Origin of the sequence: Hymenobacter sp. (assembly GCF_036387835.1) — a bacterium.
Lineage (GTDB): Bacteria > Bacteroidota > Bacteroidia > Cytophagales > Hymenobacteraceae > Hymenobacter.
Genome location: NZ_DASVSY010000007.1, coordinates 55,796 through 82,640 on the forward strand (window position 1 = coordinate 55,796; position 26,845 = coordinate 82,640).

26 protein-coding genes and 4 tRNA genes are annotated in these 26,845 nt (G+C 51.5%); 22 read left to right on the top strand and 8 right to left on the bottom strand.

Features of this window, described 5'->3' with window-relative positions:
- The first annotated feature begins 317 nt into the window (after positions 1-317).
- Complete coding sequence (locus VF639_RS00900; protein WP_331144016.1) at positions 318-968, top strand: DNA-3-methyladenine glycosylase; 651 nt, start codon at positions 318-320, stop codon at positions 966-968.
- Positions 969-1,126: 158 nt separating this feature from the next.
- On the opposite strand, the gene VF639_RS00905 is transcribed toward VF639_RS00900, so the two are convergent.
- Both VF639_RS00905 and VF639_RS00910 read right to left on the bottom strand, forming a co-directional pair.
- Positions 1,127-2,314: a class I SAM-dependent methyltransferase gene (locus VF639_RS00905; RefSeq protein WP_331144017.1), complete on the bottom strand. Its 1,188-nt coding sequence runs from the start codon at positions 2,312-2,314 to the stop codon at positions 1,127-1,129.
- 204 nt (positions 2,315-2,518) lie between these two features.
- Positions 2,519-3,148, bottom strand: a complete 630-nt coding sequence (locus VF639_RS00910) for a hypothetical protein (RefSeq protein ID WP_331144018.1) — start codon at positions 3,146-3,148, stop codon at positions 2,519-2,521.
- Between the two features lie 136 nt (positions 3,149-3,284).
- Here VF639_RS00910 and VF639_RS00915 point away from each other — a divergent pair, with 136 nt between their 5' ends.
- On the top strand, positions 3,285-4,034 hold the full coding sequence (locus tag VF639_RS00915) for a DUF4397 domain-containing protein (RefSeq protein WP_331144019.1): 750 nt from the start codon (positions 3,285-3,287) through the stop codon (positions 4,032-4,034).
- Between the two features lie 115 nt (positions 4,035-4,149).
- A complete protein-coding gene (gene ahcY, locus VF639_RS00920; protein ID WP_331144020.1) occupies positions 4,150-5,469 on the top strand; it encodes an adenosylhomocysteinase in 1,320 nt (439 codons plus the stop codon).
- Between the two features lie 187 nt (positions 5,470-5,656).
- Here ahcY and VF639_RS00925 read toward each other — a convergent pair whose 3' ends face one another.
- Both VF639_RS00925 and VF639_RS00930 read right to left on the bottom strand, forming a co-directional pair.
- Complete coding sequence (locus VF639_RS00925; RefSeq protein ID WP_331144021.1) at positions 5,657-6,529, bottom strand: SDR family oxidoreductase; 873 nt, start codon at positions 6,527-6,529, stop codon at positions 5,657-5,659.
- An 85-nt stretch (positions 6,530-6,614) separates the two neighbouring features.
- Complete coding sequence (locus VF639_RS00930; RefSeq protein ID WP_331144022.1) at positions 6,615-7,037, bottom strand: T9SS type A sorting domain-containing protein; 423 nt, start codon at positions 7,035-7,037, stop codon at positions 6,615-6,617.
- Positions 7,038-7,571: 534 nt separating this feature from the next.
- On the opposite strand from VF639_RS00930, the gene VF639_RS00935 reads away from it, so the two are divergent.
- The 6 genes from VF639_RS00935 to nadD all read left to right on the top strand — a co-directional run bounded on the left by VF639_RS00935 (position 7,572) and on the right by nadD (position 12,159).
- Entirely contained in the window at positions 7,572-8,354 is a 783-nt protein-coding gene (locus tag VF639_RS00935; RefSeq protein WP_331144023.1) for a glycosyltransferase family 2 protein, read from the top strand.
- Between the two features lie 89 nt (positions 8,355-8,443).
- Positions 8,444-9,481: a glycosyltransferase family 9 protein gene (locus VF639_RS00940; protein WP_331144024.1), complete on the top strand. Its 1,038-nt coding sequence runs from the start codon at positions 8,444-8,446 to the stop codon at positions 9,479-9,481.
- A 522-nt stretch (positions 9,482-10,003) separates the two neighbouring features.
- Positions 10,004-10,651, top strand: coding sequence for a sigma-70 family RNA polymerase sigma factor (locus VF639_RS00945; protein ID WP_331144025.1), 648 nt, complete (start codon positions 10,004-10,006; stop codon positions 10,649-10,651).
- Positions 10,652-10,666: 15 nt separating this feature from the next.
- Positions 10,667-10,960 carry a hypothetical protein gene (locus tag VF639_RS00950; RefSeq protein ID WP_331144026.1) on the top strand — a complete coding sequence of 98 codons (294 nt, stop codon included), beginning with the start codon at positions 10,667-10,669 and terminating at the stop codon, positions 10,958-10,960.
- 9 nt (positions 10,961-10,969) lie between these two features.
- Positions 10,970-11,557, top strand: a complete 588-nt coding sequence (gmk, locus tag VF639_RS00955; RefSeq protein WP_331144027.1) for a guanylate kinase — start codon at positions 10,970-10,972, stop codon at positions 11,555-11,557.
- Positions 11,554-12,159 (top strand): nicotinate (nicotinamide) nucleotide adenylyltransferase, encoded by a 606-nt coding sequence (gene nadD, locus VF639_RS00960; RefSeq protein WP_331144028.1) that lies wholly within the window; start codon positions 11,554-11,556, stop codon positions 12,157-12,159. The genes gmk and nadD overlap by 4 nt, the downstream gene beginning before the upstream one ends.
- A gap of 71 nt (positions 12,160-12,230) precedes the next feature.
- Here the strand turns inward: nadD and frr are convergent, their stop codons facing one another.
- The 4 genes from frr to VF639_RS00980 form a co-directional block, all read right to left on the bottom strand.
- On the bottom strand, positions 12,231-12,794 hold the full coding sequence (frr, locus tag VF639_RS00965) for a ribosome recycling factor (protein WP_331144029.1): 564 nt from the start codon (positions 12,792-12,794) through the stop codon (positions 12,231-12,233).
- A gap of 86 nt (positions 12,795-12,880) precedes the next feature.
- Positions 12,881-13,669 carry a UMP kinase gene (gene pyrH / locus VF639_RS00970; RefSeq protein WP_331144030.1) on the bottom strand — a complete coding sequence of 263 codons (789 nt, stop codon included), beginning with the start codon at positions 13,667-13,669 and terminating at the stop codon, positions 12,881-12,883.
- Positions 13,670-13,715: 46 nt separating this feature from the next.
- Complete coding sequence (locus tag VF639_RS00975; protein ID WP_331144031.1) at positions 13,716-13,976, bottom strand: hypothetical protein; 261 nt, start codon at positions 13,974-13,976, stop codon at positions 13,716-13,718.
- A 106-nt stretch (positions 13,977-14,082) separates the two neighbouring features.
- On the bottom strand, positions 14,083-14,586 hold the full coding sequence (locus VF639_RS00980; RefSeq protein WP_331144032.1) for an acyl-CoA carboxylase biotin carboxyl carrier protein subunit: 504 nt from the start codon (positions 14,584-14,586) through the stop codon (positions 14,083-14,085).
- Between the two features lie 98 nt (positions 14,587-14,684).
- On the opposite strand from VF639_RS00980, the gene VF639_RS00985 reads away from it, so the two are divergent.
- From VF639_RS00985 to rpoB, 13 genes are all read left to right on the top strand, one after another.
- A complete protein-coding gene (locus VF639_RS00985) occupies positions 14,685-17,285 on the top strand; it encodes a M1 family metallopeptidase (RefSeq protein WP_331144033.1) in 2,601 nt (866 codons plus the stop codon).
- A gap of 247 nt (positions 17,286-17,532) precedes the next feature.
- Positions 17,533-17,612 (top strand) — tRNA-Tyr (locus VF639_RS00990).
- A gap of 71 nt (positions 17,613-17,683) precedes the next feature.
- Positions 17,684-17,756 (top strand) — tRNA-Gly (locus VF639_RS00995).
- 68 nt (positions 17,757-17,824) lie between these two features.
- Positions 17,825-17,896, top strand: a tRNA-Thr gene (locus VF639_RS01000).
- 169 nt (positions 17,897-18,065) lie between these two features.
- On the top strand, positions 18,066-19,256 hold the full coding sequence (tuf, locus tag VF639_RS01005) for an elongation factor Tu (protein ID WP_245119664.1): 1,191 nt from the start codon (positions 18,066-18,068) through the stop codon (positions 19,254-19,256).
- A 118-nt stretch (positions 19,257-19,374) separates the two neighbouring features.
- Positions 19,375-19,445: transfer RNA gene (locus VF639_RS01010), tRNA-Trp, on the top strand.
- A 63-nt stretch (positions 19,446-19,508) separates the two neighbouring features.
- Positions 19,509-19,703 (top strand): preprotein translocase subunit SecE, encoded by a 195-nt coding sequence (secE, locus tag VF639_RS01015; protein WP_331144034.1) that lies wholly within the window; start codon positions 19,509-19,511, stop codon positions 19,701-19,703.
- Between the two features lie 11 nt (positions 19,704-19,714).
- Positions 19,715-20,275 (top strand): transcription termination/antitermination protein NusG, encoded by a 561-nt coding sequence (nusG, locus tag VF639_RS01020; RefSeq protein ID WP_206981585.1) that lies wholly within the window; start codon positions 19,715-19,717, stop codon positions 20,273-20,275.
- Positions 20,276-20,460: 185 nt separating this feature from the next.
- Entirely contained in the window at positions 20,461-20,904 is a 444-nt protein-coding gene (gene rplK / locus VF639_RS01025; RefSeq protein ID WP_331144035.1) for a 50S ribosomal protein L11, read from the top strand.
- 17 nt (positions 20,905-20,921) lie between these two features.
- Positions 20,922-21,617: a 50S ribosomal protein L1 gene (gene rplA, locus VF639_RS01030; RefSeq protein WP_277231372.1), complete on the top strand. Its 696-nt coding sequence runs from the start codon at positions 20,922-20,924 to the stop codon at positions 21,615-21,617.
- Positions 21,618-21,636: 19 nt separating this feature from the next.
- Positions 21,637-22,191: a 50S ribosomal protein L10 gene (gene rplJ, locus VF639_RS01035; protein WP_331144036.1), complete on the top strand. Its 555-nt coding sequence runs from the start codon at positions 21,637-21,639 to the stop codon at positions 22,189-22,191.
- Positions 22,192-22,260: 69 nt separating this feature from the next.
- Complete coding sequence (rplL, locus tag VF639_RS01040; RefSeq protein ID WP_331144037.1) at positions 22,261-22,641, top strand: 50S ribosomal protein L7/L12; 381 nt, start codon at positions 22,261-22,263, stop codon at positions 22,639-22,641.
- 276 nt (positions 22,642-22,917) lie between these two features.
- Positions 22,918-26,820, top strand: a complete 3,903-nt coding sequence (gene rpoB, locus VF639_RS01045; RefSeq protein WP_414654645.1) for a DNA-directed RNA polymerase subunit beta — start codon at positions 22,918-22,920, stop codon at positions 26,818-26,820.
- The last annotated feature ends 25 nt before the right edge of the window (positions 26,821-26,845 follow it).

Genomic DNA, 26,845 nt, shown 5'->3' on the forward strand with positions numbered 1-26,845 from the left:
TTGTTTAGAACATAAAGCCGTTTTGGTGGCAGCTTCATATCGGATGAGTTAATGAGCGCGCCAGAATTTAGTAGTGGATAATTCTTATCTGCCGAGGCGTGCCAAATTTGTGAATCCTACCGCTTCGGGGCCAGTTCCGGAATTCAACTAGATTCATTTATTTCAACTTCGCTCCCCAACTAAAACCCGCCCACCTTTGGAGTTACAGAAAACAACTAGCGGCTTCTACTCTACTATCACTCGTTTTCGGGTGTACCCGTATGCCGTTGTTCCGCTGCTGTTCTTTCGAGCGGTGGCAAACCTCTAGCGCCCTACTAATGATGCTCCTCGATTCCACTAATCAATCACTAGAGCCTAAGCAGTTGTCACGGAAGCTCCCCCTGGATTTCTATCGCCGCTCCGACCCCGTGCAGATAGCCCGCGACCTGCTCGGTAAACACCTCTACACCAAAATTAATGGAGTAACAACGGGAGGCCGCATTGTAGAAACCGAGGCCTACGCCCATATCAACGACCAAGCCTGCCACTCGCACTTAGGACGCTACACGGCCCGCACCCAGATCATGTATGAGCCCGGCGGGGTGGCCTATGTGTACCTCGTGTATGGCCGCTATGCCTTGTTCAACATTATCACCAACGAAGCCGGCAAAGCTGATGCAGTGCTAATCAGAGGGCTTGAACCGTTGGAGGGTATTCCAGAAATGTTGCTCCGGCGAGGAATTACTACGGTTCAACGTAATCTAACCGGCGGCCCTGGCCTACTTACCCAAGCGCTAGGCATCAGCACCCAGCAGTATGGCACCGACCTCACTGGTGATACCATCTGGCTGGAAGATCAGCAAGAGCTACTTTCCGAGGACTCGATTGTGGCCAGTCCCCGAGTCGGGATAGACTATGCCGGCGAGGATGCCATTCTACCGTGGCGCTTCCGTATCAAGGGCAGCAAATGGACCAGTCCAGCTAAATAGAAAGCGGATTTTGCGGATTGGGGCGGATTATCGGATTTCGGCGACAATTCGAACAACCTAAGTTTGCAATAAAGAAGGCTTGCCAATTCAATTGGCAAGCCTTCTTTATTGCTTGATGTAGTATATGAAACCGTCACGGAAATCCGATAATCCGCTTTCTACTGTTTCTCGCATACTAGCACCATCAATTTGCCTTCCAGATTGGTAGTGGCAAACAAATAGGTATCACCGCCTTCGCGGATGCCAGTGCGATGCCGAAAGTCGGCTACCGTATCGGGGAAGTTGCGGGTCGTGACGTGGGCGCGAGCTTCGGGGCCGAGGTGCGCTTTTATGGCGGCCGCATCGTAGCGTTCCACCGCCCGAATTCGAAAGATGCGGCCAGGAAACTCGGGGCGCAACGTGTCGGACGTGTAGAGGTGGCTGTGCTGATGCAGTTTGAGCAGCTCGAAAGCAGTGCCGATGCTGCGAAAGCCACCTGCTTTCAACACCGCCACATTCGGCTCGTACAAGTAATCTTGCGGCTCAGCGTAGCGGGAGATTGCGCGTGTTTCGCGGGCTCGGTTCAGCCGAAATTCTTGCTGCTCGCCCGCGCGCAGCAAGTTGATGGTGTACCGCTCCGGGTCAACCGCTGCTTCTGGCCCTAACTCGTACAGCACTTCTTTGCAATCATTATCAACGGCCACTACCCACAGTCGGCGCACCTGCCGCAACTCCTGCAAGGCCAACTCGATGTCGAGCATCGGAGAGGTTTTCAGCAGTACGCGACGTCCTTTGTGCAACAGCAGCGGCAGCAAGCGCAGCACGTCGGGCTCACAGTCCTGTAGCTTGAATATTTTGCGGGCCGCCGTGTCCCGCCGTGCCGGATCGAGGTAAATCCAGTCGAATGTGTCGGGCGTATTGCGCAGAAAGTTCACCGCATCGGCCGTATGAAACTGCACGTTGGTGACACCTAAATGCGTAAGATTGTAGCGCACTACGTCTGTTAAAGCCGCATTACGCTCTACATAATGCACTTCGGGTACCTGTTCGGCAAAGTAAGACACATCAACCCCGAAGCCGCCCGTCAAGTCAACCAAGCGTTGCCCGTTAACCAAGGAAGCTTTAAAAGCCGCCGTGCGGGCCGAGGAAGCTTGCTCTACCGAGAGCGTAGGCGGAAAGATGAGGTCAGGATTATCGGCCCACTCAGGTACCTTTAAACGGGCCTTTTGACGGGCCTGAATCTGACGGACCAGTTCCGGAACGGGCAGACTGGGATAACGGCGGGCTTGTAAAGCCAATTGGGCGGGGTCGTCGTACAGATGCTTCGCAACGTACCGACGCGCCGCCTCGGGCAACGGAAATTCCATGAACTACTCCTACGAACAAAAAAAAGCGTGGTTGGCCTTCTTGCCTAACCAAGACCTGGAGGGAGCCCCCAAACAGGTTGCTCCTCAGGTAAGTGTTGTGAAGTAAACGGTTTAAAGCCAGATAAGTATATCGGGCCTAAACTCAAACCGTCTAGGCTGTTATTTACTGCGCTTCAGGAAGGCAGCTCAATGCAGCAAATAGTGCTAGCGAATCTGCCAGCGCAAAGCCAGCTGGGGCTGGCCAGTTGGCGCAGCGGCTACGCCTACGGCACTCGGCGCTAACCGCTGCATCAGGCTCCCCGTGCGGTGAGCGGCCGGCTGGCTGGCGTTGTAGGCACTTACAGCCCGCTCGAAATGCTCGTTGGTATGACGGGTAATAAAAACGTTAGCCAACAAGCTGACTGCTGCTACGCCTATAGTTACTTTCTGCCGGTCCTCGAAATAACGCTGTTCACCGTCGCCTTGCAGCACCTGCGCTCCATAGGTGGCCACGGAGCCAACAAACACGGCTCTTTCGGCCAAAAACAGCCATTTCTGGCGCCGGTACGAGTTCAGATTTTCTAACGCCTCCCGGTTGTCGGCCAAGTAGGGACGTAGCCGTTGTCCGAAATAGCCGGCGTTCTGATAATCGTTTTCGGAAGGGGTGTCTTTCGTCGTGAAATAAAAGTTCTTTTGAACCCCGTTAAGTCCCCGCCGCTCATCTTCTGGGCTTAGCCTGATGGTAGTGGAGCCTTGCTGCGCATGAAGCGGGCTAGCGAATAGTAGTGCAAGGCTAAAAAATTGAACAATTACGCGAAGGTGTGTGCGTGAGGTGGTGGAGGGGTCGAAGTGCATAGCACAAATTTAATAGACTATCAGGCGAAAAACTAAATTCCTGATAATAAAAGATTTCCGTCGTAGCTCAACAAAAGTGTTAGACTTTTCGTTCTTGGCGCAGTCTTACCTATTCCCTTCACTACAGTATTCGCTGATGAAATCCTTTTCCACTTTATTTCACCGCTCTTTCTTATTCGTCGCCTTACCCGCCGCCCTAGCTTTCTCAAGCTGCGGAGACGACAACCCGGCCGCACCTGCTCAAGGCAAAGTGTTGATTTCACATGCTGCCGCTTCGGCTCTTGTACAGGTGACGGCATTTGTGAACGATCAACAAGTTGGCCAGCTTAATTACGGTCAGAATTCGAGCTATCTTACTGTTAACGCCGGTTCGCCTACATTCCGTATCAATAATGGTAGCCAAGTGATTACCACGCAGGCCTTAACTATTGAGGGAAATCAGAACTATTCAGTGTTTGCTTATTCGCCAACAGCTGCCGTTGGAAGCGTGGCGTTATTATCCATTACAGACGACTTAGCTCTACCGGCGGCTGGTCAGGCAAAAGTGCGTTTAGTACATTTGGCTGTAGGTGCACCTTCCCCTGTTCGGCTAACCCTGCCTTCTCCTCTTCCAGGGGGTGCTGGCACGGATATAACCTCTGATGTTGCTTTCGGGACAGCTTCTAGCTTTGTGGCGCTAAATGCTGGAGCACCTCTTAATCTGACTATTACTGCTAATGGTACACCGCGCACTCAAGTGTTGGTTGTAGGAGACGGAACTGGCTCGGGAACAGGTACCAAAACTTTTGAGGCTGGCAAGATTTACACTGTTGTCGTGCGTGGCATTGCAGGGGCTGGTGTCCCGGCTGCTCAAGAAGCAAAAGCAGTAATTATTCAAAATAATTAGGTCCTAATAGCTCAACAAAAAGCCTGCTTCTCATATGAGGCAGGCTTTTTTGCGGCCAGGTTCAAATAACATTTTAACTATCTTTGCAGTTGATTCGCAAAAAACCTTCTATATCATGGTTGAGACCAAAACCACGGCTTACGTTCCGTACAAAGTAAAAGACATGAGCCTCGCGGAGTGGGGCCGCAAGGAAATCCGTTTGGCTGAAGCAGAAATGCCCGGCCTGATGGCCTTGCGTGAGGAGTTCGGTGCATCGAAGCCGCTGAAGGGCGCACGCATCGCCGGCTGCTTGCACATGACTATCCAAACGGCTGTGCTCATCGAAACCCTGATTGCGCTGGGGGCTGATGTAACGTGGTCGTCGTGCAATATCTTCTCTACCCAAGACCACGCCGCTTCGGCTATCGCGGCTGCTGGCATTCCGGTGTATGCCTGGAAGGGCATGAACGAAGAGGAGTTCAACTGGTGCATCGAGCAGACGCTGTTCTTCGGCGAGAAGCGCGAGCCCCTGAACATGATCCTCGACGACGGTGGCGACCTCACCAACATGGTGCTCAACCAGTATCCTGAATTGGCTGCTGGCATCAAAGGTGTTTCCGAAGAAACCACTACTGGTGTACTGCGTCTGTTTGAGCGGGTGAAGAACGGCACCTTGCTGTTCCCAGCTTTCAACGTAAACGACTCCGTTACCAAGTCGAAGTTCGACAACAAGTACGGCTGCAAAGAGTCGGCTGTAGATGCTATCCGTCGGGCAACTGATGTTATGATGGCTGGTAAAGTGGCCGTAGTAGCTGGCTATGGCGACGTAGGAAAAGGTACGGCCGCTAGCTTGGCTGGTGCCGGTGCTCGCGTTATCGTAACCGAAATCGACCCTATCTGCGCTTTGCAAGCTGCTATGGACGGCTTCGCCGTGAAAAAGCTGACGAACGCTGTTAAAGAAGCTGACATCGTAGTAACGGCTACCGGCAACTGCGATATTCTCACCGAAGAGCACTTCCGTTCACTGAAAGACAAAGCTATTGTCTGCAACATCGGTCACTTCGACGATGAAATTGACATGGCGTGGCTGAATGGCAACTACGGCCACACCAAAGACACGGTGAAGCCGCAGGTTGACCTTTATAACATCGAAGGCAAGGAAGTTATAATCTTGGCTGAAGGCCGCCTTGTAAACCTTGGCTGCGCCACGGGTCACCCATCGTTCGTAATGTCGAACTCCTTCACCAACCAAACGTTGGCGCAGTTGGAACTGTGGCAGAACGCCGATAAGTACGAAAAGCAAGTGTACACCCTGCCCAAGCACCTCGACGAGAAAGTAGCTCGCCTGCACCTCGCCAAGATTGGTGTTGAGCTGGATGAGCTGACGCCTAAGCAAGCCGACTACATCAAAGTATCGGTGGAGGGTCCGTTCAAATCTGACCTGTACCGCTATTAATTGGTTTCAGTCTCCAAGTGAAAGAACCCCCGCTCGGCACTATGCTGGGCGGGGGTTCTTTTTATGTGCTCAGGAGCTTAGCAGCCCGGAAGCAAGTATGCGGGAAGCTTACTAGCAACGCTATACTCAACAAAGACCACGCGATGTTCAGAATACCACGCGAACAGCCCTGTGGAGAAATGATACCTCAGTCCTGAAAGAAATTGTGTTGCACTAGGCGCTCTGTTTCGTGCCACAAGGCCTGCGCGTTTTCAGGAGTATTGAAGGAGTGCTTTACCGCTTTAGCCTGCTTCTTCTCGAAGTACCCGCCACTCACTTCAGCGCCCGTTGGCTCGGAGGCTAAAAAGATGCTGGTTGCGGCCCCTTCCTCCACCGTTAGCATGAACGGCCGGAATAGCTTAGTGAGCGTAGATAACCAGCCGTTGGAACTGTCGCCGAAGTTGCTGGCTACGGCTCCTGGGTGTACTGCATTTACCGTTACGTTGTGGATGTTGCGTGCCCGTAGCTGCCTCGCCAATTCCTGCGTGAACATGATGTTGTATAGCTTGGTGTTGCCATAAACCCGCATCGGACTGTAGTTGCGCTCCGACTGAAAATTCGAGAGGTCAGGCTTGGCAAAATGGTAAGCTTCCGAGGCTAGGTTCACGATGCGTCCGTCCGGGCTCTTCTTCAACTCATCGAGCAGCAGACTGGTGAGCAGGAAAGCGCCTAGGTGATTGGTTGCCACTCCCATTTCGTAGCCATCAGCCGATACCTTGCGGGGGTGGCCAAATAACAGGCCGGCGTTGTTGACGAGCACGTCGAGACGCGGATAAATCTGCCTGAACGTTTCGGCGGCTTTGCGAACCTGCCCTAAATCCGACAGGTCGCAGAGTAGTACTCCCACCAGGTCGTGGCCAGCGGCGGCTACTATTTTACGGCGCGTGGCCTCCGCTTTTTCAGCGCTGCGGGCTAGCAATATGACGTGGGCGCCCTGCTTGGCCAACTCACGGGCTGTCACTTCACCAATTCCTGACGTGGCCCCCGTAACAAGAACAATTTTGTCTTTCAAGTTAGGCATACAATGAGTTGAGTGGAATATAGCCGAAGTATACGCAGGCTAACGGTTGAGGCCACTCCTGGATTCAAAATCTTTATTGACGGCACTAACGCTCAATCAACAACTGTTGCTTCGTAACGCGACCGGTAGTTTCTTCTCGCACCCAAACCACATAGCGACCCACAGGCAAATGCTGCACCCGCACAGTGGCAATGCCTTTCGAAACTGAACCGACTTGTACCGGCTTGGCAAGCATATCTAGAATCGTTACCTCATATAGCCCGTCGTTTGCAGGCTGTAGTGTTAGAATATCCGCGGCCGGATTAGGATACATGCGGCAAAATAGTGGCTCTGCCCGATACTGTGTGGGTGGAGTAGGCGGCGTCGAAATAGTGGTATGCAGATGAGCTAGGCTAGATTCAAGATGGTATACAGGCAGACTGTCGAGGACTCCGGCATAAAACTTCTGCAGCTTGTTGGGCTCGAAGCGAATTTCCATAAGGCCGCTGGCCGAGTCTTGGCGTTGCATTAACTCCGGGAACTGGCCAGCTCGAACCGCCTTGTCTAGCTGATGAAGTTGATAATAAGCCCCATCTAGCCCCAACCCTTGCACCTGCCCCCGCCTAATTCGCACGGCATGAACCCAATAGCAGGTATCGTTGATAGGCCAGGTAAAATAATAGAGATGCCGGTAGCGTGTTACCCACACTTGCTGTAGGGTGTCACCGGTAACCGCGTCTGTAATAAGAGTGAGCCCAGTAGCTGGTTGGTGCTGAATACGTAGTTCCAGGGTATCCTGAGAGGAGAGCAGACGCGCCTCTTGTCCGAGTATCTTGCTTAGGTCGAGCGAGTGATGTACCGGGTAGCGACTAAAGTAAAAATGCGGTGGCCAATCAGTTAGCCTTTCGCAGCCTGCGCACCAAAACAACAACCACAGCCAAAGACACAAGCGGCCTGATCGAAATAAGTTGGAGGCAGGCATACGGCGGCGGATAAGCGGCTTTTAATGCTATTCAAGCAAAGAAGTAACCCAGGCCGTAGAAATCCCGGATATTTGCAAGCCATGCCTACTGTCCACTTGTCCGTTGTCATTATCACCTACAATGAAGAGCAAAATATTGGGCGGTGTTTGGAGGCCCTGTACGACGTAGCAGAGGACGTAGTAGTAGTAGACTCCTTCTCCACCGACCGCACCGTTGCTATTTGTCAGCAACACGGCGTCCGTGTCGTGCAGCACGCATTCGAGGGATATGTAGCGCAAAAGAACTTCGCCACCACGCAAGCCCAACACGACTTCGTGTTGCAACTCGATGCCGATGAGGTGCTTACGGAAGAGCTACGCGCCAGTATTCGCCACGCAAAGCAGCATTGGCAGCACGCAGGCTACACCCTGACGCGCCTCACTAACTACTGCGGTACCTGGGTGCGCCACGGCGGCTGGTATCCCGACCGGAAGCTGCGCCTCTATGACCGGCGGCTGGGCGAGTGGCAAGGCGTGTTGCTGCATGAACGTTTCGAGTTAGTTTCCGGTCAGTCAGTGGGCACTTTGTCCGGCGATTTGCTGCATTACTCCTACCATTCCGTAGAGCAGCACGTCAGCCAGCTCAACCGCTTCACTAGCATTGCCGCCGATGAGTTGTGGCTGCGCGGCCGGCGCAAAGTCAACCTGTTTCATCTGCTGCTGAAGCCTTGGTGGCGGTTTTTACACGGTTACTTTTTCCGCCTTGGTTTTTTAGATGGCTTTGCCGGACTCAGTATCGCTGTCATTTCCGCTCTCGGAGTGTTCTTGAAATTTGCCAAGCTTAAGTTTACACGAAGTGAAAAGGCGATAGGGGAGGAGAAGTGATAAGTGACAAGCCAAACAGGCTACCTCTTTACCTCTCATTTGCGACCCGTTACCCCTCACCTGCACTTTCCCCTACATAATCATCAAAAATGACCTTCCTGGTAAGCCGTACAGATGCTATTGGCGACGTGGTACTCACGCTGCCCGTATGTGGGCGACTCAAACAGCTGTTTCCAGGTTGTCGGGTAGTCCTGATTGGGCGCACCTACACGCAAGCTGTAGCTGAAGCCTGCCCATGGGTGGACGGTTTTCTGAATTTTGACCTTCTAAGCGCACTTTCCAGGACCGAGCAGGTCCGACAACTGCAAGCCGAGCAGGCCGAAGCTATTCTACACGTATTTCCCAATAAACTGCTCGCCGGCCTTGCTCGCGAGGCGGGTATTCCTACCCGCATCGGCACCCGCAACCGGCTGTTTCATTGGTTCACCTGCAACCGCCTAGTTGCACTTAGTCGGCGCCACTCTTCCTTGCACGAAGCGCAATTGAATTTGCAGCTGTTAGCGCCGCTTCACAACGACGTCCTGTTGCCCTTGTCTCAGGTAGCCGATTTGGTTCGATTACAGCCGTTGGAGCCACTTGCCACAAAATGGCAAGACGTGCTAAACCAACGAACAGAAACTCAGCTCAACGTTGTGCTGCACCCACGTAGCCGTGGTAGCGCCCGCGAATGGGGACTACCTCATTTCGGCACGCTGGCCCGGCTGCTACACACGGCGGGTCACCGCGTATTCGTGACGGGAACCGCTGCCGAAGGAGAGGAACTACGAGAGTGGCTAACAGAACACCAGCCGTATTTAGCTGCCGACCTAACGGGCTGCCTGACTTTGCCCCAACTACTGACTTTTTTGTACGAGGCCGACGGAATAGTAGCGGGCAGCACTGGGCCCTTACACATAGCTGCCGCCTTAGGACGTTACGCACTCGGCATCTATCCACCTATTCGGCCCATGCATCCGGGCCGCTGGGCGCCCTTAGGTTCACACGCTGAGTATCTTGTTTTCAACCAGCCCGATTGTCAGAAGTGCCGCCGCCAGCCTGCCTCCTGTACTTGTATAAAAGCTCTGGCTCCTGCACAAGCCTTGCAGCATATTCTAGCGTGGAAACCCCTGCCTAACTCGGCTAGTTGACAGGTGCAGTTCCTGCTACCAGCTGCTTAAGCTGCTTAAAAATTCCTTGCAGCATTTGACTTGCCTTGGTATCATCTAAAGCAGGCACTTCACTTGCAAGAATAGCAACACAGTGGGGAAAAGGTCACGCTGGTCTAGCGCCGCGTACTATAATTTTGGCCTTGGACCCAAAACTCGGCTGTGCCTCATAACCAGTGCCTATGCTACGCTGTTGGTGGCGGAGTGATAGAGTTGTTGCTGTGGTGGATAAGTTCTGTTACACCTTTTCGCAACCTCCGTTACGTAGAAATCCGTACGTGATACATTTCCTGCTCACAAATGAGCGTGGCCAACTTGGTTACTTCGCTGCTACAAGTGCAAATTTGTTTCAATATGTTCTTGTTTCTCTACTATCTTTTAGTAGCAAGCGTTGAACGAGAGGCCCGCCATACGGCTGTTTTAGCCACTTGAACGGGATAGTATAATTAGTACATTTGTTTACAAGGTAGTTTTCACTAAGCTGCCTCTATCTGCCGAGCCTCTATGAGCGACTCTCCCGACCGGGTTCCGAAGTTAAGTAAAGAAGAAAAGGACCGACGGTTCCAGGCGGAGCTAATGCCTGTAATCGACTCTCTGTACAATTTTGCCTTCCGCCTAACTCTCGATGAAGACGATGCCAATGACCTCGTCCAAGAGACCTATTTGAAGGCCTATCGGTTCTTTGAGTACTTCGAACAGGGAACCAACGCGAAAGCATGGCTGTTTCGCATCCTGAAAAACTCGTTCATCAACGACTTCCGAAAGAAGAGTAAGCAACCCGCCAAAGTCGACTATAGCGAAATTGAAGGGTATTACAATTCGGAAGACGTCGAGTCCGACAGTGACGCGGGTGGTACCTCGTCTGATATGCGGCAGCAAGCCGTGCGCGACCTCATCGGCGACGAAGTGGCTAGCGCACTCAACTCACTGCCCGTGGATTTTCGCACCGTCATCATCCTCTGCGACCTGGAAGGGTTCACCTACGAGGAGATGGCCAAAGTGCTGGATATCCCGATCGGAACGGTCCGTTCACGCCTCCACCGGGCCCGGAATTTCTTGAAGGACAAGTTAGACAAGTACGCACAGTCAATGGGCTACGGCAGCGGGGCCGAAGACCAGGAAACCGACGAAGACGACATCACAACTGATTAAAAAAGAAAGAAAATCATGGAAAGCAACTCTACTACTCAAACCAAATCTCCCACGCAGCAAGCCGTAACGCCCGCTGCCGACTGTGAACGTGTGAATATGATACTCGACCAGCTTGTAGTAGGCCATGAGCCTACCGTGGAAGACGAAGAATACATCGTTAGCCACGCCGATGATTGTTCGCCTTGCTTTGACGATATCAGTAAGCAGCAGGCTTTCGTCGGCTTCCTGACTACTTATGTCAACCGTAAAGGTGCCCCAAATTCCTTGTCGCAAACTATTTTGTCGCGCTTACAAGTGGAAATGGTCTAATTTTGCCCGATGCAGGGCAAAATCATAGCATTTTCGGCTCCTTCAGGAGCTGGTAAGACCACTATAGTTCATCGGCTGTTGGAGCGTATTCCAGAGCTAAACTTCTCTATTTCTGCTTGTACCCGCGACCGTCGGGGTCGGGCCGAGGCGAACGGCAAGGATTACTACTTTATTTCCGTCCAGGAATTCCAGGATAAAATCCGGGAGAATGCCTTTGTGGAATGGGAAGAGGTGTATGAGGGCGCTTTTTATGGCACCCTTAAATCCGAAATTGAACGCATCTGGCAGAGCGGCAAACACGCCGTACTCGACGTAGACGTGAAAGGCGGGCTAAGCATCAAGGAGTTTTACAAAAACCGGGCGCTGGCTATTTTCGTCAAGCCTCCATCTTTAGAGGTTCTCGAAGGCCGCTTGCGTCATCGCGCCACCGACTCGGCTGCGAGCATTTCCGCTCGCCTCTACAAAGCCAACTTCGAGCTCACGTTCGAGGACCGGTTCGACGTTACGGTAGTCAACGACGACCTCGATGAAGCCACAGCAACAGCTGAACGCTTGGTACGTAATTTTATTGCGGCTCCTGACCCTGCTACTCTGTGAGCACCACAGCTGCCTCCGGTTCGGCACGCATTGGGTTACTGTTTGGTTCTTTTAACCCAATTCATATTGGGCACCTGATTTTGGCGCAGCATATGGCCACGCACACCGATTTAGCGGAAGTGTGGTTTGTTGTGTCGCCCCAGAGTCCTTATAAAGTAAACCAAGAGCTGCTACCTGAAGATGTACGCTTCGCAATGGTAGCGGCTGCTATTATGGGTAACAAGCAGTTGCGCGCTGTGGATATAGAGTTCAGGCTCCCTAAGCCGAATTTCACTATCACCACGCTCGACGAACTTCGTCAGTTACACCCAACATCAGAGTTTGTGCTCCTGATGGGGGGAGACAACTTACTTGGCTTAGCTGGTTGGAAAGACACCGCGCGTATTCAACACGAATTCGACATTTATGTTTATCCGCGGCCAGGTCATCCTTTGCCGGACGAGGCAAGCCAAAACCCACGCTTGCGTATTGTCGCGGCGCCTCTGCTAGACATTTCTGCCACTTTTATCAGGCAGAGCGTTCAAACCAGCAAATCCATCCGTTATCTGGTCCCTGAAGTGGTAGAGCAACAAATTGTAGCCGGTGGCTATTGGCAAAACTGACATACGCTAAAACAACAATGCCTCCTAAGCTTTAGGAGGCATTGTTGTTTTAGAGCACCGTAGACAACAAATCAGATGGTCATGATTTCTGATTCCTTTTTGCTCATTAGCTCATCAATCTTACTGATATAGGTATCGGTTGCTTTTTGGACCTTTGCCTCCGCGTCTTTGATGGCATCCTCCGCGGCTCCATCTTTCAGCAGCTTACGCAAAGAGTCGTTCACGTCTTTGCGGATGCCTCGGATACGCACTTTCCCGCTTTCCGTTTCATTCTTCACTTGCTTCACTAGGTCGCGGCGGCGCTCCTCCGTCATAGGCGGAATATTGAGGCGTATACCTTCCGCATCCGAAGCAGGATTCAAACCTAAGTCACTGTTTTTGATAGCTTTTGCTACTTCCGAAATCATGTTCTTTTCCCAAGGCTTGATGAACAAAGAGCGAGCATCAGGAGTCGAGATATTGGCAATCTGGGCAATAGGCGTGGGGGTACCGTAGTAATCAACACGCAAGGAATCGAGCATCGCCGGAGAAGCTTTGCCTGCACGAATGCGGCTCAACTCTAAACCAGTGTGTTGCAGCGACTTGCCCATTGATTCTTCGGCTTCGCTTAAGTAAAACTGAATTTCTTCGTCCATGTGTGAAAAGAAAGAATTTAAACCAAGTAGTAAAAGGCAGTGGTAGATAAGCTTTGAAGCTTTTGCCCTTAGCCTTTAAGTACAAATTATTCGTGGTTGGTAGGCGCATCCAGACTAGGATGAAGGCTGCTGTGTTTGGAGTCTAGAGCAGCCGATTTGTCACCCCCGCTCATAGTTACCAGTGTGCCCACTGTTTCGCCGTCGATAAGACGTTGTAAATTGCCTTCCTGGTTCATGTCGAAAACAATGATGGGCAAATTATTTTCCTTGCACAACGTGAAGGCCGTCATGTCCATTACGTTAAGATTCTTCTCCATCACTTCCTCAAAAGTGATTTCCGGATACCGCACAGCGGAAGGGTCCTTCTCCGGGTCAGCCGTATAAATTCCGTCTACCCGAGTGCCCTTCATAACAACATCCGCTTCTATCTCAATAGCTCGTAGCGAGGCGGCTGAGTCGGTAGTGAAATAGGGGGAGCCAATACCCGCCCCAAAAATAACAACCCGTCCTTTCTCTAGATGGCGTACAGCGCGCCGCCGAATGTAAGGCTCGCACACCCGCTGTATGGTTAGTCCGGAAAGCAGCCTAGTGCTTACTTCCAGCTTTTCCAAGGCACTCTGCAACGCCATAGAGTTGATGACGGTAGCGAGCATACCCATGTAATCACCTTGCACCCGGTCTAGCCCTAGCGCAGCGGCTTGCACTCCCCGGAAGATGTTGCCCCCCCCAATCACAACGGCCACCTGGGTACCCGTAGCGGCCGCCGATTTGATTTCCTCGGCGTATTGCATGAGCCGTGTAGCATCAATGCCATACTGTTGGTGGCCCATTAGAGCCTCACCGCTTAGCTTGAGTAGGATTCGTTTGTACTTCAAAACAAGGGAGGTTAAGTGAAGAATCTAGGTGAATTTTTCTGGACTATTAATTCTGCGTCTGCGGCTGAGTCAGTAAGAGCAACAAACGCTCGGCCTGAAGCAGCTGCATGCTTTCGTTGGTGAAACCCACAAACGGGTAATGACCCTGCTGTTGCGCTTCCACAGCTCGTTCCAGCCTGCTTATACGTTCTTCTGCTCGGTCACGCTCGGCGCGTAGCCAGTGCATCTCAGCTTTTAGGCGTTCTTGCTCCTGCAAAATTACAGTTAACACTTCCTCTATTTCACGAAGGCGCTGCTTATCATTCATCAGGAGTAAAAACAAATAGTTGAAACAGGAGAAGGCAACACGTACGTGCTCTTGTACAGTTGGGCTCTATGCTTCTGTAAAGAGCAATGCTGTACGCAGGTGTAGGCTAGCTGAACTGAATGAGGACTTGCCCCTTGGTGACGTTGTCGCGCACACCAACCTTGATAGCGCTAATCACACCATCACCGGGAGCTTTCAAAATATTCTCCATTTTCATGGCTTCCAACACAAGCAATGGGTCGCCTTTTTGGACCACCTGGCCGGTCTCCACGCGTACAGCTACAATGAGGCCAGGCATTGGGGCCTTCAACTCATTTATCTTATTGGCTATAGCGGCACTCAGGCCAAGCTTATCAAGCAATAAATCGAACCGATCCTTAACTTGCAGATCCACTAGCTGACCGTTGAGCTTAAACTGAAAAGTTTTAGTGCTATAATCAGCCTGAATCACCTCCGCTGCTACCGATCTATTTTCGTGAAGTATATGAAAACGTCCCGGACCTAAAACCACGATATCCCAACTAAAAGGCTCGTTATTGATAGTTATCAGGTTCTCGGCGCGGTAATCTACGTCCCAGGTTTGAGTTGAATTCGTGCTGACCTGTAACATAAGCAAAGGGGAAGGCTAGGGCGGAAAAGGGCTTAAAGATAGCCCAATTCTGAAATAATTTCGGAACTTGAGGTCCCATCCAATCATTGCATTTTCGCATGAAATATTCGCTTCTCGGCGTTCTAGGCCTAGTCCTCGCGTGTCAGTTGGAAGCACCGGCTCAAGCGGTTAGGTCCGGCAAGCCGGCGGCCACTAAATCAACTACGCACAAAAAAACGTCGGCGGCCAGCGAGCCAGTTCCCGCTACTCCAGCGCCTGCTACTCTGGTAGTACCTTCTTGGTTGCCACCTACTAATCCAGTGCAGCCGGCCGCCACTATCGTGCATGATCTACTAGATACTAAACTTGATATTCGCTTCGATTGGAATCGGCAGTGGGTGTTAGGCACGGCTACGCTTACCCTCCGACCGCACTTTTATCCCCAAAACCAGCTGGTGCTCGACGCCAAAGGGTTTGATATTAAAAACGTGCGTTTAGTCACCGCTAACAAGGAAAAGAACCTCAACTACACCTACGACAAGAAGAAAATTACTATTGCTCTTGACCAGTCGTATAGCCGTACCGAAACCTATCAAGTGCGCGTCCAGTACACGGCCAAGCCCAATGATCTGGAAGCCGGAGGTAGTGCCGCCATTACGCAGGATAAGGGGTTGTATTTTGTCAATCCGCAAGGTGCCGACAAAACCAAGCCGCGCCAGATCTGGACCCAAGGCGAGACAGAAGGTAGTTCGTGCTGGTTTCCTACTATCGATAAGCCTAACCAGCGCATGACGCAAGAGGTTAGCCTCACGGTAGAGGAATCCCTGAAAACGCTGTCTAACGGGCTACTAACTTCCTCTAAGAGAAACAGCGACGGCACGCGCACCGACATTTGGAAGCAAAGCTTACCGCATGCCCCTTACCTGACTATGCTGGCTGTCGGCAACTTTGCTGTAGTAAACGATACTTGGCGAGGGAAGGCGGTTGATTATTATGTCGATCCTCAGTTTGCGGGCACTGCCAAGGCCATCTTCGGCAATACCCCGCAGATGCTGGATTTTTTCTCTAAAAAGTTAGGCGTTGATTTTCCTTGGGAAAAGTATTCCCAAATAGCTGTTCACGATTTTGTGTCGGGAGCTATGGAAAACACCACAGCCGTCACATTCGAGCAAAGCTTGGTGCAGTTCACTGCTCGTGAACTACCTGATGTCGGTTACGACCCGGAGTCAACCGTAGCACACGAGCTTTTTCACCACTGGTTCGGCGACTATGTAACGAGTGAATCATGGGCCAATCTGCCGCTCAACGAATCTTTTGCTGATTATTCCGAGCTGCTATGGGCTGAATACAAGTATGGCGTGGATGCGGCGGCATTAGTGCAGCAGGAAAAGATGAGCCGTTACTTAGATGAAGCACAAAGCAAGCGTGAGCCGCTTATCCGGTATCACTATGCTTCTCAAGAAGATATGTTCGACCGGCACTCCTACGATAAAGGTGGCCGCGTACTGCATATGCTGCGCAAATATGTAGGTGATGATGCTTTCTTCACGGCGCTGAACCGCTACTTAACTCAAAACAAGTTTTCACCCTCCGAAATAGCCAAGCTTCGCATAGCTTTTGAAGAAACGACTGGCGAAGACTTGATGTGGTTCTTTGACCAGTGGTTTTTGCAGCGTGGGCATCCAGAGCTTAAAGTTACCCACAGCTTCGCCAATGGTCAGGTTACCCTGCGCGTGCAACAGTTACAGGACTCAACGTTCTCGCCTATCTACCGGCTACCGGTTACTGTTACAACCTGGATCAACAACCAGGCAACTGACCATCGTATTGTCGTCACAAAGTCAGATCAAACCTTTCGTCTTAACAGCTCTCAGCGTCCTAACCTCGTCAAGTTTGATAGTGAGGCCCAACTATTAGCTCAGATAGACGAAGAGCGGAACCAGGATGAGCTTTTATTCCAGTTCAGCCATGCGCGCAATTACTTGCAGAAGTACGAAGCCATCGACCTGTTACGTACCAAAAATTCCGACTTAGCAGTAAGTGGAATGCTGCGCAACGCTCTCAATGACAACTTTTGGGCTGTACGGCTAGCCGCCGTTCAAGCTCTCCGTCGCTACAAAGGAGCAGAAGGCAACGCCGTCCGCAAAGAATTGCAGCGTGTAGCAACCTCCGATAAGAAGAGCCTAGTACGAGCAACTGCTCTGACTACTCTGTCAGCCTTCATCAACGAAAACTACAGCGCCAACTATACGGCGGCCCTCAACGATAGCTCGTATCATGTAGTTAGTGCAGCTGTTCAGGCTTTAGCCAAGTCACCTGCCACTGATTCGCGTGACCGTGTCAACGGGCTTCAGGAAACAAATAGCCATGAAGTATTGAGTGCTTTGTCGGCATTTTATGCTTTGAATGGTAACACTATTGAGCAGTATCAATGGTTTTTGCGTCGTATGCCTGACGTAAGTAAAGTAGACTTGTATCAAGCCTACCTGCCTAACTTCGCTACTTTCATGCTGCGTATTCCTCCAATCGAACGTGATAAAGGAGTACAGCGCCTCGAAAGCTTAGCGCGCACTGACCCCAATGACTATGTGCGCCTAGGTGCCTATAAAGGGTTGAGCATTTTATCATCTAACATGCCAACTCTAAAAGCTACCATGCAAGACATCCGTAACAAGGAAAAAGACGAGCAGGTGAAGGCATATTACGCCCTGATGCAGTAAAGCGGCAAAAAAAATTGAGTATTTAAGTTGGCCACAGCTACGTCGCTTTCTATAAACAATCAACTAGTTAGCCCATTTCATCGTTGTGAATCCGGTTATGGTCTTGAAAAAATATCTATTGTTTTAGGTACAGGGCTTGACTTACATCATAAACCCGCTAATTTTGCAACTCCTTTTAACAACCTGCTCTAACAAGCCCGGATTGTAAGGGAATATTTTTCGGGGTAAACGGCTTTGAAAAGTGTACGGGGGCGTCGCATAGCGGCAATTGCGGGTGACTGTAACTCACCTCCTTCGGGTTCAAAGGTTCGAGTCCTTTCGCCCCCACGAGTTGGTAATTGAGCAGCTAAGTGAGTTTAGAATTCATTTATTTACTCAGCTACTCAATTTATTTTTACGCGGGAGTAGCTCAGTTGGTAGAGCGGCAGCCTTCCAAGCTGCAGGTCGCGGGTTCGAACCTCGTCTCCCGCTCAGTGCAACAGATGACAAGTAGTTTACAAACTGTGCGGCATTCGTTGTAGCTTTGCAAAATAAAATAAGCCGTTTTAGCTCAGTGGTAGAGCACTTCCTTGGTAAGGAAGAGGTCATGGGTTCAAATCCCATAAATGGCTCAGAATTACGAGTGCCACCAAAATAGCAAGTCTGTTTTGATTGGATCTATCAGATAAGTGAAGCGATGTGCAATTCTCATTCATATGGAGCTGCGTTTCGCTTTCTTGCAGTATAGTTGAGTCACGTTTTTCCGCCCACTTACCTTAAAGTTCCTTTAATCTTATTACAATGGCCAAAGAAAATTTTGATCGTTCCAAGCCGCACGTGAACATCGGTACGATCGGGCACGTCGACCACGGCAAAACCACCCTGACTGCTGCTATCACCACGGTATTGGCGGGCAAAGGTTTGGCCGCTAAGCGTGACTTCTCGTCAATCGACAACGCTCCCGAAGAAAAAGAGCGCGGTATCACGATTAACACCGCTCACGTTGAGTACGCTACTGCTAATCGTCACTACGCGCACGTTGACTGCCCTGGTCACGCTGACTATGTGAAGAACATGGTAACTGGTGCTGCTCAGATGGACGGCGCTATCCTCGTAGTAGCTGCTACCGACGGCCCAATGCCTCAGACTCGTGAGCACATTCTGCTCGCTCGTCAGGTAGGTGTACCTCAGCTCGTTGTGTTCATGAACAAAGTGGACATGGTAGACGATCCTGAGCTGCTTGAGCTGGTGGAAATGGAAATCCGCGAGTTGCTCTCTTTCTATGACTTCGACGGCGACAACATTCCAGTTATCCAAGGCTCGGCTTTAGGTGGCTTGAACGGCGATGCCAACTGGGTTCCCAAGATCGAGGAACTGATGGACGCTGTTGACAGCTTCATTCCGATTCCTGCTCGTCTGACGGACCTGCCCTTCCTGATGCCTGTAGAGGACGTGTTCTCTATCACGGGTCGTGGTACGGTTGCAACCGGCCGTATCGAGCGTGGTATCATCAACTCGGGTGAGCAAGTTGACATCTTGGGTATGGGCGCTGCCCCCGGCCTGAAGTCGACCGTAACCGGTGTTGAGATGTTCCGCAAGATTCTTGACCGTGGCGAAGCTGGTGACAACGTAGGTCTGTTGCTTCGTGGAATTGAAAAAGAAGCCATCCGTCGCGGTATGGTTATCTGCAAGCCAGGTTCAGTAACTCCCCACCAGAAGTTCAAGGCCGAGGTTTACGTTCTCTCGAAAGAGGAAGGTGGCCGTCACACACCGTTCTTCAACAACTATCGTCCGCAGTTCTACCTGCGTACCACCGACGTAACCGGTATCATCACTCTAGGCGAAGGCGTGGAAATGGTAATGCCTGGCGATAACGTTACCATCACTGTTGAGTTGATCAACAAGGTGGCAATGGAAAAAGGCCTACGTTTCGCTATCCGCGAAGGTGGCCGTACGGTAGGTGCTGGTCAGGTAACTGAGATCCTCGACTAATTTTTCTGCTAAAACAAAACAAATCCGCCTCCGATTTTTCGGGGGCGGATTTGTTTTGTCTAAGTAGTTCAGTACATTTGCAGTCCCAATCTCACAGAGGTGATATCGGGGCAAATACACGAGTGTAGTTCAAGGGTAGAATAGAGGTCTCCAAAACCTTTGATGGGAGTTCGAATCTCTCCACTCGTGCTCTAGAAAAGTGGGTCTAGCCCATTTTCGAGTTATCAAAAGCTAGCCGCTAGGCCACGCATAATGAGCAAGCTAACTAAATACTTCCGCGACACTACCGAGGAGATGCGTTACAAAGTAACGTGGCCTTCCTTTGAAGAGCTTCAAAAAAGTGCCGGTTTGGTACTTATTGGTTCGTTGGTTTTCGCTGCTGTCGTGGGCCTAATGGACGTAATTTTCAGAACCGGTCTGGAGGCGTTCTATAACTCCTTTCGTTAAGCGGTCTACAGATGGGTGAGTTGAAATGGTACGTGGTTCGCTCGGTGAGCGGACAAGAGAAGAAGGCCAAAACCTATCTCGAAACTGAAATTGGCCGGCATGGTCTTTCAGACCTAATGCCTCAGGTATTAATTCCGGCCGAGAAGGTGTACGAGATGCGTAACGGTAAGAAGCGCGTGCGCGAACGTAACTTCTTTCCTGGTTACATCTTGATCCATGCTGACTTGTCGCACGGTGAAGTGGACCATATCATCACGAGTACGCCTGGCATTCTTGGCTTCCTAAGTGACAAAGAAGGTAAGTCGGCTAATACGAAGCCAGTGCCACTACGGATGGCCGAGGTAAATCGTATCCTTGGTATTGTGGACGAGACGGAAGAGGAAACGGCAACACTGGAAACTCCTTTCGTTGTAGGCGAGTTGGTGAAAGTAGTGGACGGTGCCTTCAGTGGCTTCTCGGGCAACGTGTCGGAGGTATTTGAAGAGCGTAAGAAGCTCAACGTAATCGTAAAAATATTCGGCCGTAGCACTCCTATGGAGTTGAGCTATACGCAGGTTGAGAAAGAGTCATAGCATATAGAGTCGTTGGTAGTAAGTAGTAAGATTTCATGTAGTCTCACTACTTACTACCAACGACTTCTTACTAAAAAAAACGTCGTCGGTTATCGACTCCGGACCGGCGGGGCTTCCACTCGGAGTTATTACAAAACTGAGGATGATGCGGGTTACGTCGCTGAGTCCAAAGCCTTATAAACCAAATGGCTAAGGAAATTAGAGGTTATCTGAAGCTTCAGATAAAGGGAGGTGCCGCGAACCCCGCGCCGCCGGTTGGACCTGCACTTGGTAGCAAGGGCCTTAACATCATGGAGTTCTGCAAGCAATTCAATGCGCGCACTCAAGATAAGGCCGGCCAAGTTTGTCCTGTACTCATCACCATGTACACCGACAAGTCGTTTGACTTCGTCGTGAAAACTCCTCCGGTGCCAGTTCTCCTCAAGGAGGCTGCTAAACTCCAGAGCGGTTCGAAAGAGCCTAACCGTAACAAGGTTGGTTCGGTATCATGGGACCAGGTGCGCACTATCGCAGAAACGAAGATGCCAGACCTGAATGCTTTCAAAGTGGAGTCGGCAATGCTGCAAGTAGCCGGTACGGCGCGTAGCATGGGCATCACTGTGTCGGGCGCTTCTCCTTTTGCTGAATAATTAACGACGGAGAAGACATGGCACAAGTAAGCAAAAAGCGCAAGGAAGCCCTTGCTAAGCACGATCTGACGCAAGTTCGTAATCTGGTAGAAGCAGCCAAAGTGGTTAAGGATATCACCTATACCAAATTTGATGCTTCTGTAGATATCGACGTTCGTTTGGGTGTTGATCCTCGCAAAGCCGACCAAATGGTACGTGGCGTAGCTACGTTGCCCCACGGTACCGGCAAAACTGTACGTGTATTAGCTCTCGTGACTCCCGACAAGGAAGCCGAAGCCACTGCTGCTGGTGCCGACTTTGTTGGCTTGGATGACTACATCTCGAAAATCGAGAAAGGCTGGACGGATATTGACGTAATCATCACGATGCCATCTGTGATGGCTAAGGTTGGTCGTTTGGGTCGGGTACTCGGTCCTCGCGGCCTGATGCCAAACCCAAAGTCGGGTACCGTAACTACAGACGTAGCCAAGGCGGTGCAGGAAGTGAAAGCTGGTAAAATCGACTTCAAAGTTGACAAAACTGGCATCATCCACTGCTCGGTAGGCAAAGTGTCGTTCGATGAGCAGAAGCTCGCCGAAAACGCTATTGAAGTAATTCAGACGCTGACCCGTTTGAAGCCTTCTTCGTCCAAGGGCACTTACATCAAGAGCATCACGCTTTCGAGCACGATGAGCCCGGCCGTTCCGGTTGACACGCAGGTAACTTCCGCTTAAGTAAAACCAACACGACGATATGAACCGGGAAGAAAAACAAGCCCTAGTCGACGAGTTGAGCGAGAAGTTTCAATCGCACAACGCGTTCTACATTGCCGATGCTTCGGGAATGTCGGTGGCGAAAATCAATGAATTCCGTCGCCTGTGCTTCAACCGTGGGATGGAGTACAAGGTGTACAAGAACACCTTCATCCGTAAGGCCCTCGACACGCTAGGTGGCGACACGACCGAGATGGATGCTGCACTGGCTGGCCAGTCGGGCGTGCTGTTCTCGAAAGAGTCGGGCTCGGCACCTGCTAAGCTGCTGAAGGATTTCTATAAGGCGCAGAACTACGGCAAAAACGCTGTTCCGAAACCTGCTCTGAAAGGCGCCTACATCGATGCTAGTATTTACGTTGGTTCCAACCAGCTCGAAACGCTCAGCACGATCAAAGGCAAGCAGGAACTTATCGGTGATATCATCGGTCTGCTCCAGTCGCCTGCCAAGAATGTTATCTCTGCTCTGTCGAGCGGCGGCAACAAACTGGCTGGCATCCTCAAAACGCTTTCCGAAAAAGAAGAGGTTGCAGGCTAACCGCTGCTCATCTTTTTCACCTATACAATTCAAAAGTTCAACAACCCCTTTTTTTAACAATCTACAGAAATGGCAGATTTGAAAGCATTCGCCGAGCAGCTCGTTAGCCTGACGGTAAAAGAAGTAAACGAGTTGGCTACCATCCTGAAGGACGAGTATGGCATTGAGCCTGCTGCTGCTGCTGCTCCCGTAGCTGCTGCTGGTGGCGGCGCTGCTGTAGCTGAGGCTCCAGAAGAGAAGACTTCGTTTGACGTAATCCTGAAGGCTGCCGGTGGCGCTAAGCTGGCTGTTGTGAAGCTGGTGAAAGACCTAACCGGTCTTGGCTTGAAAGAAGCTAAAGAACTAGTTGACGGTGCTCCTAAGCCTTTGAAAGAAGGCGTAACCAAAGACGAAGCTGAATCGCTGAAGAAGCAGCTGGAAGAAGCTGGTGCTGAAGTAGAGGTTAAGTAATTACCCTGCCTGCAACGCCGCTTTTAACCGACAAATAAGGGGAGGCCTGGCAACTAAGCCAGGTCTTTTCCTGTTTGTAGGCAACAAACTATACTGAAGTCCGTTTGCACGCCGCTTTGCGGCTTTTTGTGCCTACGGACCCTGATGCGTGAAGTTCTGCTTCGCGCTTCTGTGTATCGGCTAAGTAAGCTTTCAGACGGCTTGCCGATAATTTGTCACCAAAATTATTTTGGTGAGTCAGTGCTTTCCCAGTGTCATTTTTTAACCCCACATACATTGGCTACACCGAACGCACAAACTGCATTGCAGAAGCTGCAGGCCGCTGACGAGCGGATCAATTTTGCCAAGATTAAAAAGGTTATCGAGTATCCGGATTTCCTGGACGTGCAGGTTCGCTCGTTCATGGACTTCTTCCAATTGGAGACGGCTGCCGAAAACCGCACTGATGAGGGCCTTTTCAAGGTGTTCGCCGAGAACTTTCCGATTTCGGATTCTCGCGAGAACTTTGTTCTAACCTTTATCGACTATCACGTAGATCCTCCGAAATATTCGGTAGATGAGTGTATTGACCGTGGCTTGACGTATTCAGTGCCACTGAAAGCTAAGTTGCGCCTGGTCTGCAATGACACGGACAACGAGGATTTCGAGACGATCGAGCAGGAAGTGTTCTTGGGGAATATCCCTTACATGACCGAGAAAGGCTCGTTCGTTATCAACGGTGCTGAGCGTGTTATTGTATCGCAGCTGCACCGTTCGCCGGGAGTGTTCTTTGCGCAAAGCAAGCACACCAACGGTACGAAGCTGTACTCAGCTCGTATCATCCCGTTCAAAGGCTCGTGGATTGAGTTTGCCACGGACGTGAACAACGTGATGTACGCTTACATCGACCGGAAGAAGAAGTTTCCGGTTACTACGCTGCTCCGCGCCATCGGTTATGGTACCGACAAAGACATCCTCGACTTGTTCGGGCTGTCGGAAGAGGTGAAGGCTGACCGCAAGAATCTGAAGCGCGCAGTGGGCCGCAAGTTGGCTGCCCGGGTGCTGCGCACCTGGACGGAAGACTTCGTGGACGAGGATACCGGAGAAGTGGTTTCTATCGACCGTAACGAAGTGTTACTGGAGCGCGACTCGACTATTCAGGAAGACGACATCGAAACGATTCTCAATGCAGGCCCTAAGTCGGTGATTCTGCATAAGGAGAACGTGAACATTGCGGACTTCGCAATCATATACAACACGCTTCAAAAGGATAACTCCAACTCGGAGAAAGAAGCCGTTGAGCAGATCTACCGTCAACTCCGAAACACGGAGGCTCCTGACGAAGAAACTGCCCGCGACATCATCCAGAAGCTGTTCTTCTCGGATAAGCGCTACGACCTCGGTGACGTAGGCCGCTACCGTATCAATAAGAAGCTTGGCATCGATATGAGCCAAGAGGCTCGGGTATTGACCAACCAGGACATTGTTCTGATTGTGAAGTACCTGATTGGTCTGATCAACTCGAAGGCCATTGTCGATGACATTGACCACTTGAGCAACCGTCGTGTCCGCACGGTAGGGGAGCAGCTGTACGCTCAGTTTGGCGTAGGTCTGGCCCGTATGGCGCGTACCATCAAGGAGCGCATGAACGTGCGTGACAACGAGGACTTCAAGCCAGTTGACTTGATCAACGCTCGTACTTTGTCGAGCGTAATCAACTCGTTCTTCGGTACCAATCAGCTTTCGCAGTTCATGGACCAGACTAATCCGCTGGCCGAGGTGACGCACAAGCGTCGCGTATCGGCACTCGGGCCAGGAGGTCTGTCGCGCGAGCGGGCTGGTTTCGAAGTACGTGACGTTCACTACACCCACTACGGCCGTCTGTGCACCATCGAAACGCCGGAAGGACCGAACATCGGTCTGATTTCGTCGCTTTGCGTGCACGCTCGGGTTAACTCGATGGGTTTCATCGAGACGCCTTACCGCAACGTAGAGGGCGGCAAGGTTGACGTTAGCTCGAACGTGAAATACCTGACGGCTGAAGAAGAAGACACGCACCACATCGCGCAGGCTAACGCCCGCATCGATGAAGAAGGCAACTTCACAAACGAGCTTGTAAAAGGTCGTTTCGAAGGTGACTTCCCGGTTGTAGGTCCTTCGGAGTACAGCTACATGGACGTAGCTCCTAACCAGATTGTATCGGTTGCTGCTTCGCTGATTCCGTTCCTGGAGCACGATGACGCCAACCGTGCCCTGATGGGTTCGAACATGCAGCGGCAAGCAGTTCCGCTGCTAAAAGCCGAGGCTCCGATTGTGGGCACTGGTCTGGAAGGCCGCGTAGCCAGCGACTCTCGCACCCTCGTGGTAGCGGAAGGTGACGGTGTAATCGACTACGTAGATGCTAACCGCATCGTGGTACGCTACGACTTGACGGAAGACGATATCCTCGTAAGCTTCGATGCTGAGAAGATTTCGTACGACCTCATCAAGTTCCGCCGCACCAACCAGGATACCTGCATTAACCTAACGCCGCTGGTGAAGACCGGTGAGCGGGTAGCGAAAGGCCAAGTGCTCTGCGAAGGCTACGGTACCAATAAAGGGGAACTGGCCCTCGGCCGTAATATGCAGGTGGCGTTTATGCCATGGCAGGGGTACAACTTCGAGGATGCCATCGTCATCTCCGAGAAAGTAGTGCGCGACGATATTTTCACTTCGATTCACATCGAGGAGTTCGAGTTGGAAGTGCGCGAAACCAAGCGTGGTGAAGAAGAGCTGACGTCGGAAATTCCGAACGTGAGCGAAGAAGCTGTCCGTAACCTCGACGACAACGGTATTATCCGTTTGGGTGCTGAGGTCAAGGAAGGTGACATTCTGATCGGTAAAATCACGCCGAAAGGCGAGACGGACCCGACGCCGGAAGAGAAGCTGCTCCGTGCCATCTTTGGTGACAAAGCCGGCGACGTGAAGGATGCTTCGCTTAAGGCGCCGCCATCCTTGAACGGTGTAGTTATCGGCACCAAGCTGTTCTCACGTCCTAAGAAAGACAAAAACCTCCGGGCCAAGTCGAAGAAGGAAGTGGAAGAGCTGAAGGACGCTTACGCCAAGGAGCTTCGTGCTGTGAAGGTTGTAATGGTCGACAAGCTGGTACAGTTGCTGGAAGGCAAAACTTCGCAAGGAGTGAAGCACAAGTTCGGCGACGAAATCCTGTCGAAGGGCGTAAAATTCGGGAAAAAGAACATTGCTGAGGCGTTGTTCCCTGAGAAGAACCCTTACAAGGACGAGAGCAACTACGCCGTGCCAGAAGAAGTGAACATGTTCAAGGACTTGGTTCTTGAAGGTTGGACTTCTGATGCTCGCGTAAACACGATGGTGACGCAGCTGGTGAAAAACTACGCCAAGCGCCGCAACACCATTACGGCTCGTTTCAAGCGCGACCGGTTCACGCTGGAAGTAGGCGACGAATTGCCAGCAGGCATCGTGCAGCTAGCCAAAGTGTACATCGCCAAGAAGCGTAAGCTGAAGGTGGGTGATAAAATGGCTGGTCGTCACGGTAACAAAGGGGTGGTAGCCCGCATCGTGCGCGATGAGGATATGCCGTTCCTGCCAGATGGTACGCCAATGGACATCGTGCTCAACCCGCTTGGTGTACCAAGCCGGATGAACATCGGTCAGATTTACGAGACGGTATTGGGCTGGGCCGGCCTCAAGCTGGGTCGCACCTACGCTACCCCAATTTTTGACGGTGCTACCGAAGAGGAAGTATCAAAAGAACTGGCGGAAGCTGGCTTGCCGCACTTTGGTCGTGCGTATCTGCACGACGGTCTGACTGGTCAGCGTTTCGACCAGCCGGTAACGGTTGGTGTGATTTACATGCTGAAGCTGGGTCACCTTGTTGATGACAAGATGCACGCTCGTTCTATCGGGCCGTACTCGCTCATCACGCAGCAACCGCTGGGTGGTAAGGCGCAGTTTGGTGGTCAGCGCTTCGGCGAAATGGAAGTATGGGCGCTTGAGGCGTTCGGTGCTTCCAACGTGCTCCAGGAAATCCTGACGGTAAAGTCGGATGACGTGGTAGGCCGTGCCAAAGCGTATGAGGCTATTGTAAAAGGTGACGTGTTGCCGAAGCCGAATATCCCCGAGTCGTTCAACGTACTCATTCACGAGCTGCGTGGTCTGGCCCTGGAAATCACGCTAGAGTAACGCTTGTTGATAAGTAGCTGTCGGT

Coding starts and splice junctions, on each gene's coding strand:
- rplK (WP_331144035.1), top strand. CDS start 20,461: ATGGCTAAGGAAATTAGAGGTTATCTGAAGCTTCAGATAAAGGGAGGT.
- frr (WP_331144029.1), bottom strand. CDS start 12,794: ATGGACGAAGAAATTCAGTTTTACTTAAGCGAAGCCGAAGAATCAATG.
- rplA (WP_277231372.1), top strand. CDS start 20,922: ATGGCACAAGTAAGCAAAAAGCGCAAGGAAGCCCTTGCTAAGCACGAT.
- VF639_RS00980 (WP_331144032.1), bottom strand. CDS start 14,586: ATGTTACAGGTCAGCACGAATTCAACTCAAACCTGGGACGTAGATTAC.
- VF639_RS00930 (WP_331144022.1), bottom strand. CDS start 7,037: ATGCAACGCCAAGACTCGGCCAGCGGCCTTATGGAAATTCGCTTCGAG.
- VF639_RS00910 (WP_331144018.1), bottom strand. CDS start 3,148: ATGCACTTCGACCCCTCCACCACCTCACGCACACACCTTCGCGTAATT.
- VF639_RS00935 (WP_331144023.1), top strand. CDS start 7,572: ATGCCTACTGTCCACTTGTCCGTTGTCATTATCACCTACAATGAAGAG.
- VF639_RS00950 (WP_331144026.1), top strand. CDS start 10,667: ATGGAAAGCAACTCTACTACTCAAACCAAATCTCCCACGCAGCAAGCC.
- ahcY (WP_331144020.1), top strand. CDS start 4,150: ATGGTTGAGACCAAAACCACGGCTTACGTTCCGTACAAAGTAAAAGAC.
- VF639_RS00900 (WP_331144016.1), top strand. CDS start 318: ATGATGCTCCTCGATTCCACTAATCAATCACTAGAGCCTAAGCAGTTG.
- VF639_RS00985 (WP_331144033.1), top strand. CDS start 14,685: ATGAAATATTCGCTTCTCGGCGTTCTAGGCCTAGTCCTCGCGTGTCAG.
- VF639_RS00940 (WP_331144024.1), top strand. CDS start 8,444: ATGACCTTCCTGGTAAGCCGTACAGATGCTATTGGCGACGTGGTACTC.
- VF639_RS00945 (WP_331144025.1), top strand. CDS start 10,004: ATGAGCGACTCTCCCGACCGGGTTCCGAAGTTAAGTAAAGAAGAAAAG.
- rplJ (WP_331144036.1), top strand. CDS start 21,637: ATGAACCGGGAAGAAAAACAAGCCCTAGTCGACGAGTTGAGCGAGAAG.
- nusG (WP_206981585.1), top strand. CDS start 19,715: ATGGGTGAGTTGAAATGGTACGTGGTTCGCTCGGTGAGCGGACAAGAG.
- VF639_RS00905 (WP_331144017.1), bottom strand. CDS start 2,314: ATGGAATTTCCGTTGCCCGAGGCGGCGCGTCGGTACGTTGCGAAGCAT.
- gmk (WP_331144027.1), top strand. CDS start 10,970: ATGCAGGGCAAAATCATAGCATTTTCGGCTCCTTCAGGAGCTGGTAAG.
- secE (WP_331144034.1), top strand. CDS start 19,509: ATGAGCAAGCTAACTAAATACTTCCGCGACACTACCGAGGAGATGCGT.
- rplL (WP_331144037.1), top strand. CDS start 22,261: ATGGCAGATTTGAAAGCATTCGCCGAGCAGCTCGTTAGCCTGACGGTA.
- VF639_RS00915 (WP_331144019.1), top strand. CDS start 3,285: ATGAAATCCTTTTCCACTTTATTTCACCGCTCTTTCTTATTCGTCGCC.
- VF639_RS00925 (WP_331144021.1), bottom strand. CDS start 6,529: ATGCCTAACTTGAAAGACAAAATTGTTCTTGTTACGGGGGCCACGTCA.
- tuf (WP_245119664.1), top strand. CDS start 18,066: ATGGCCAAAGAAAATTTTGATCGTTCCAAGCCGCACGTGAACATCGGT.
- VF639_RS00975 (WP_331144031.1), bottom strand. CDS start 13,976: ATGAATGATAAGCAGCGCCTTCGTGAAATAGAGGAAGTGTTAACTGTA.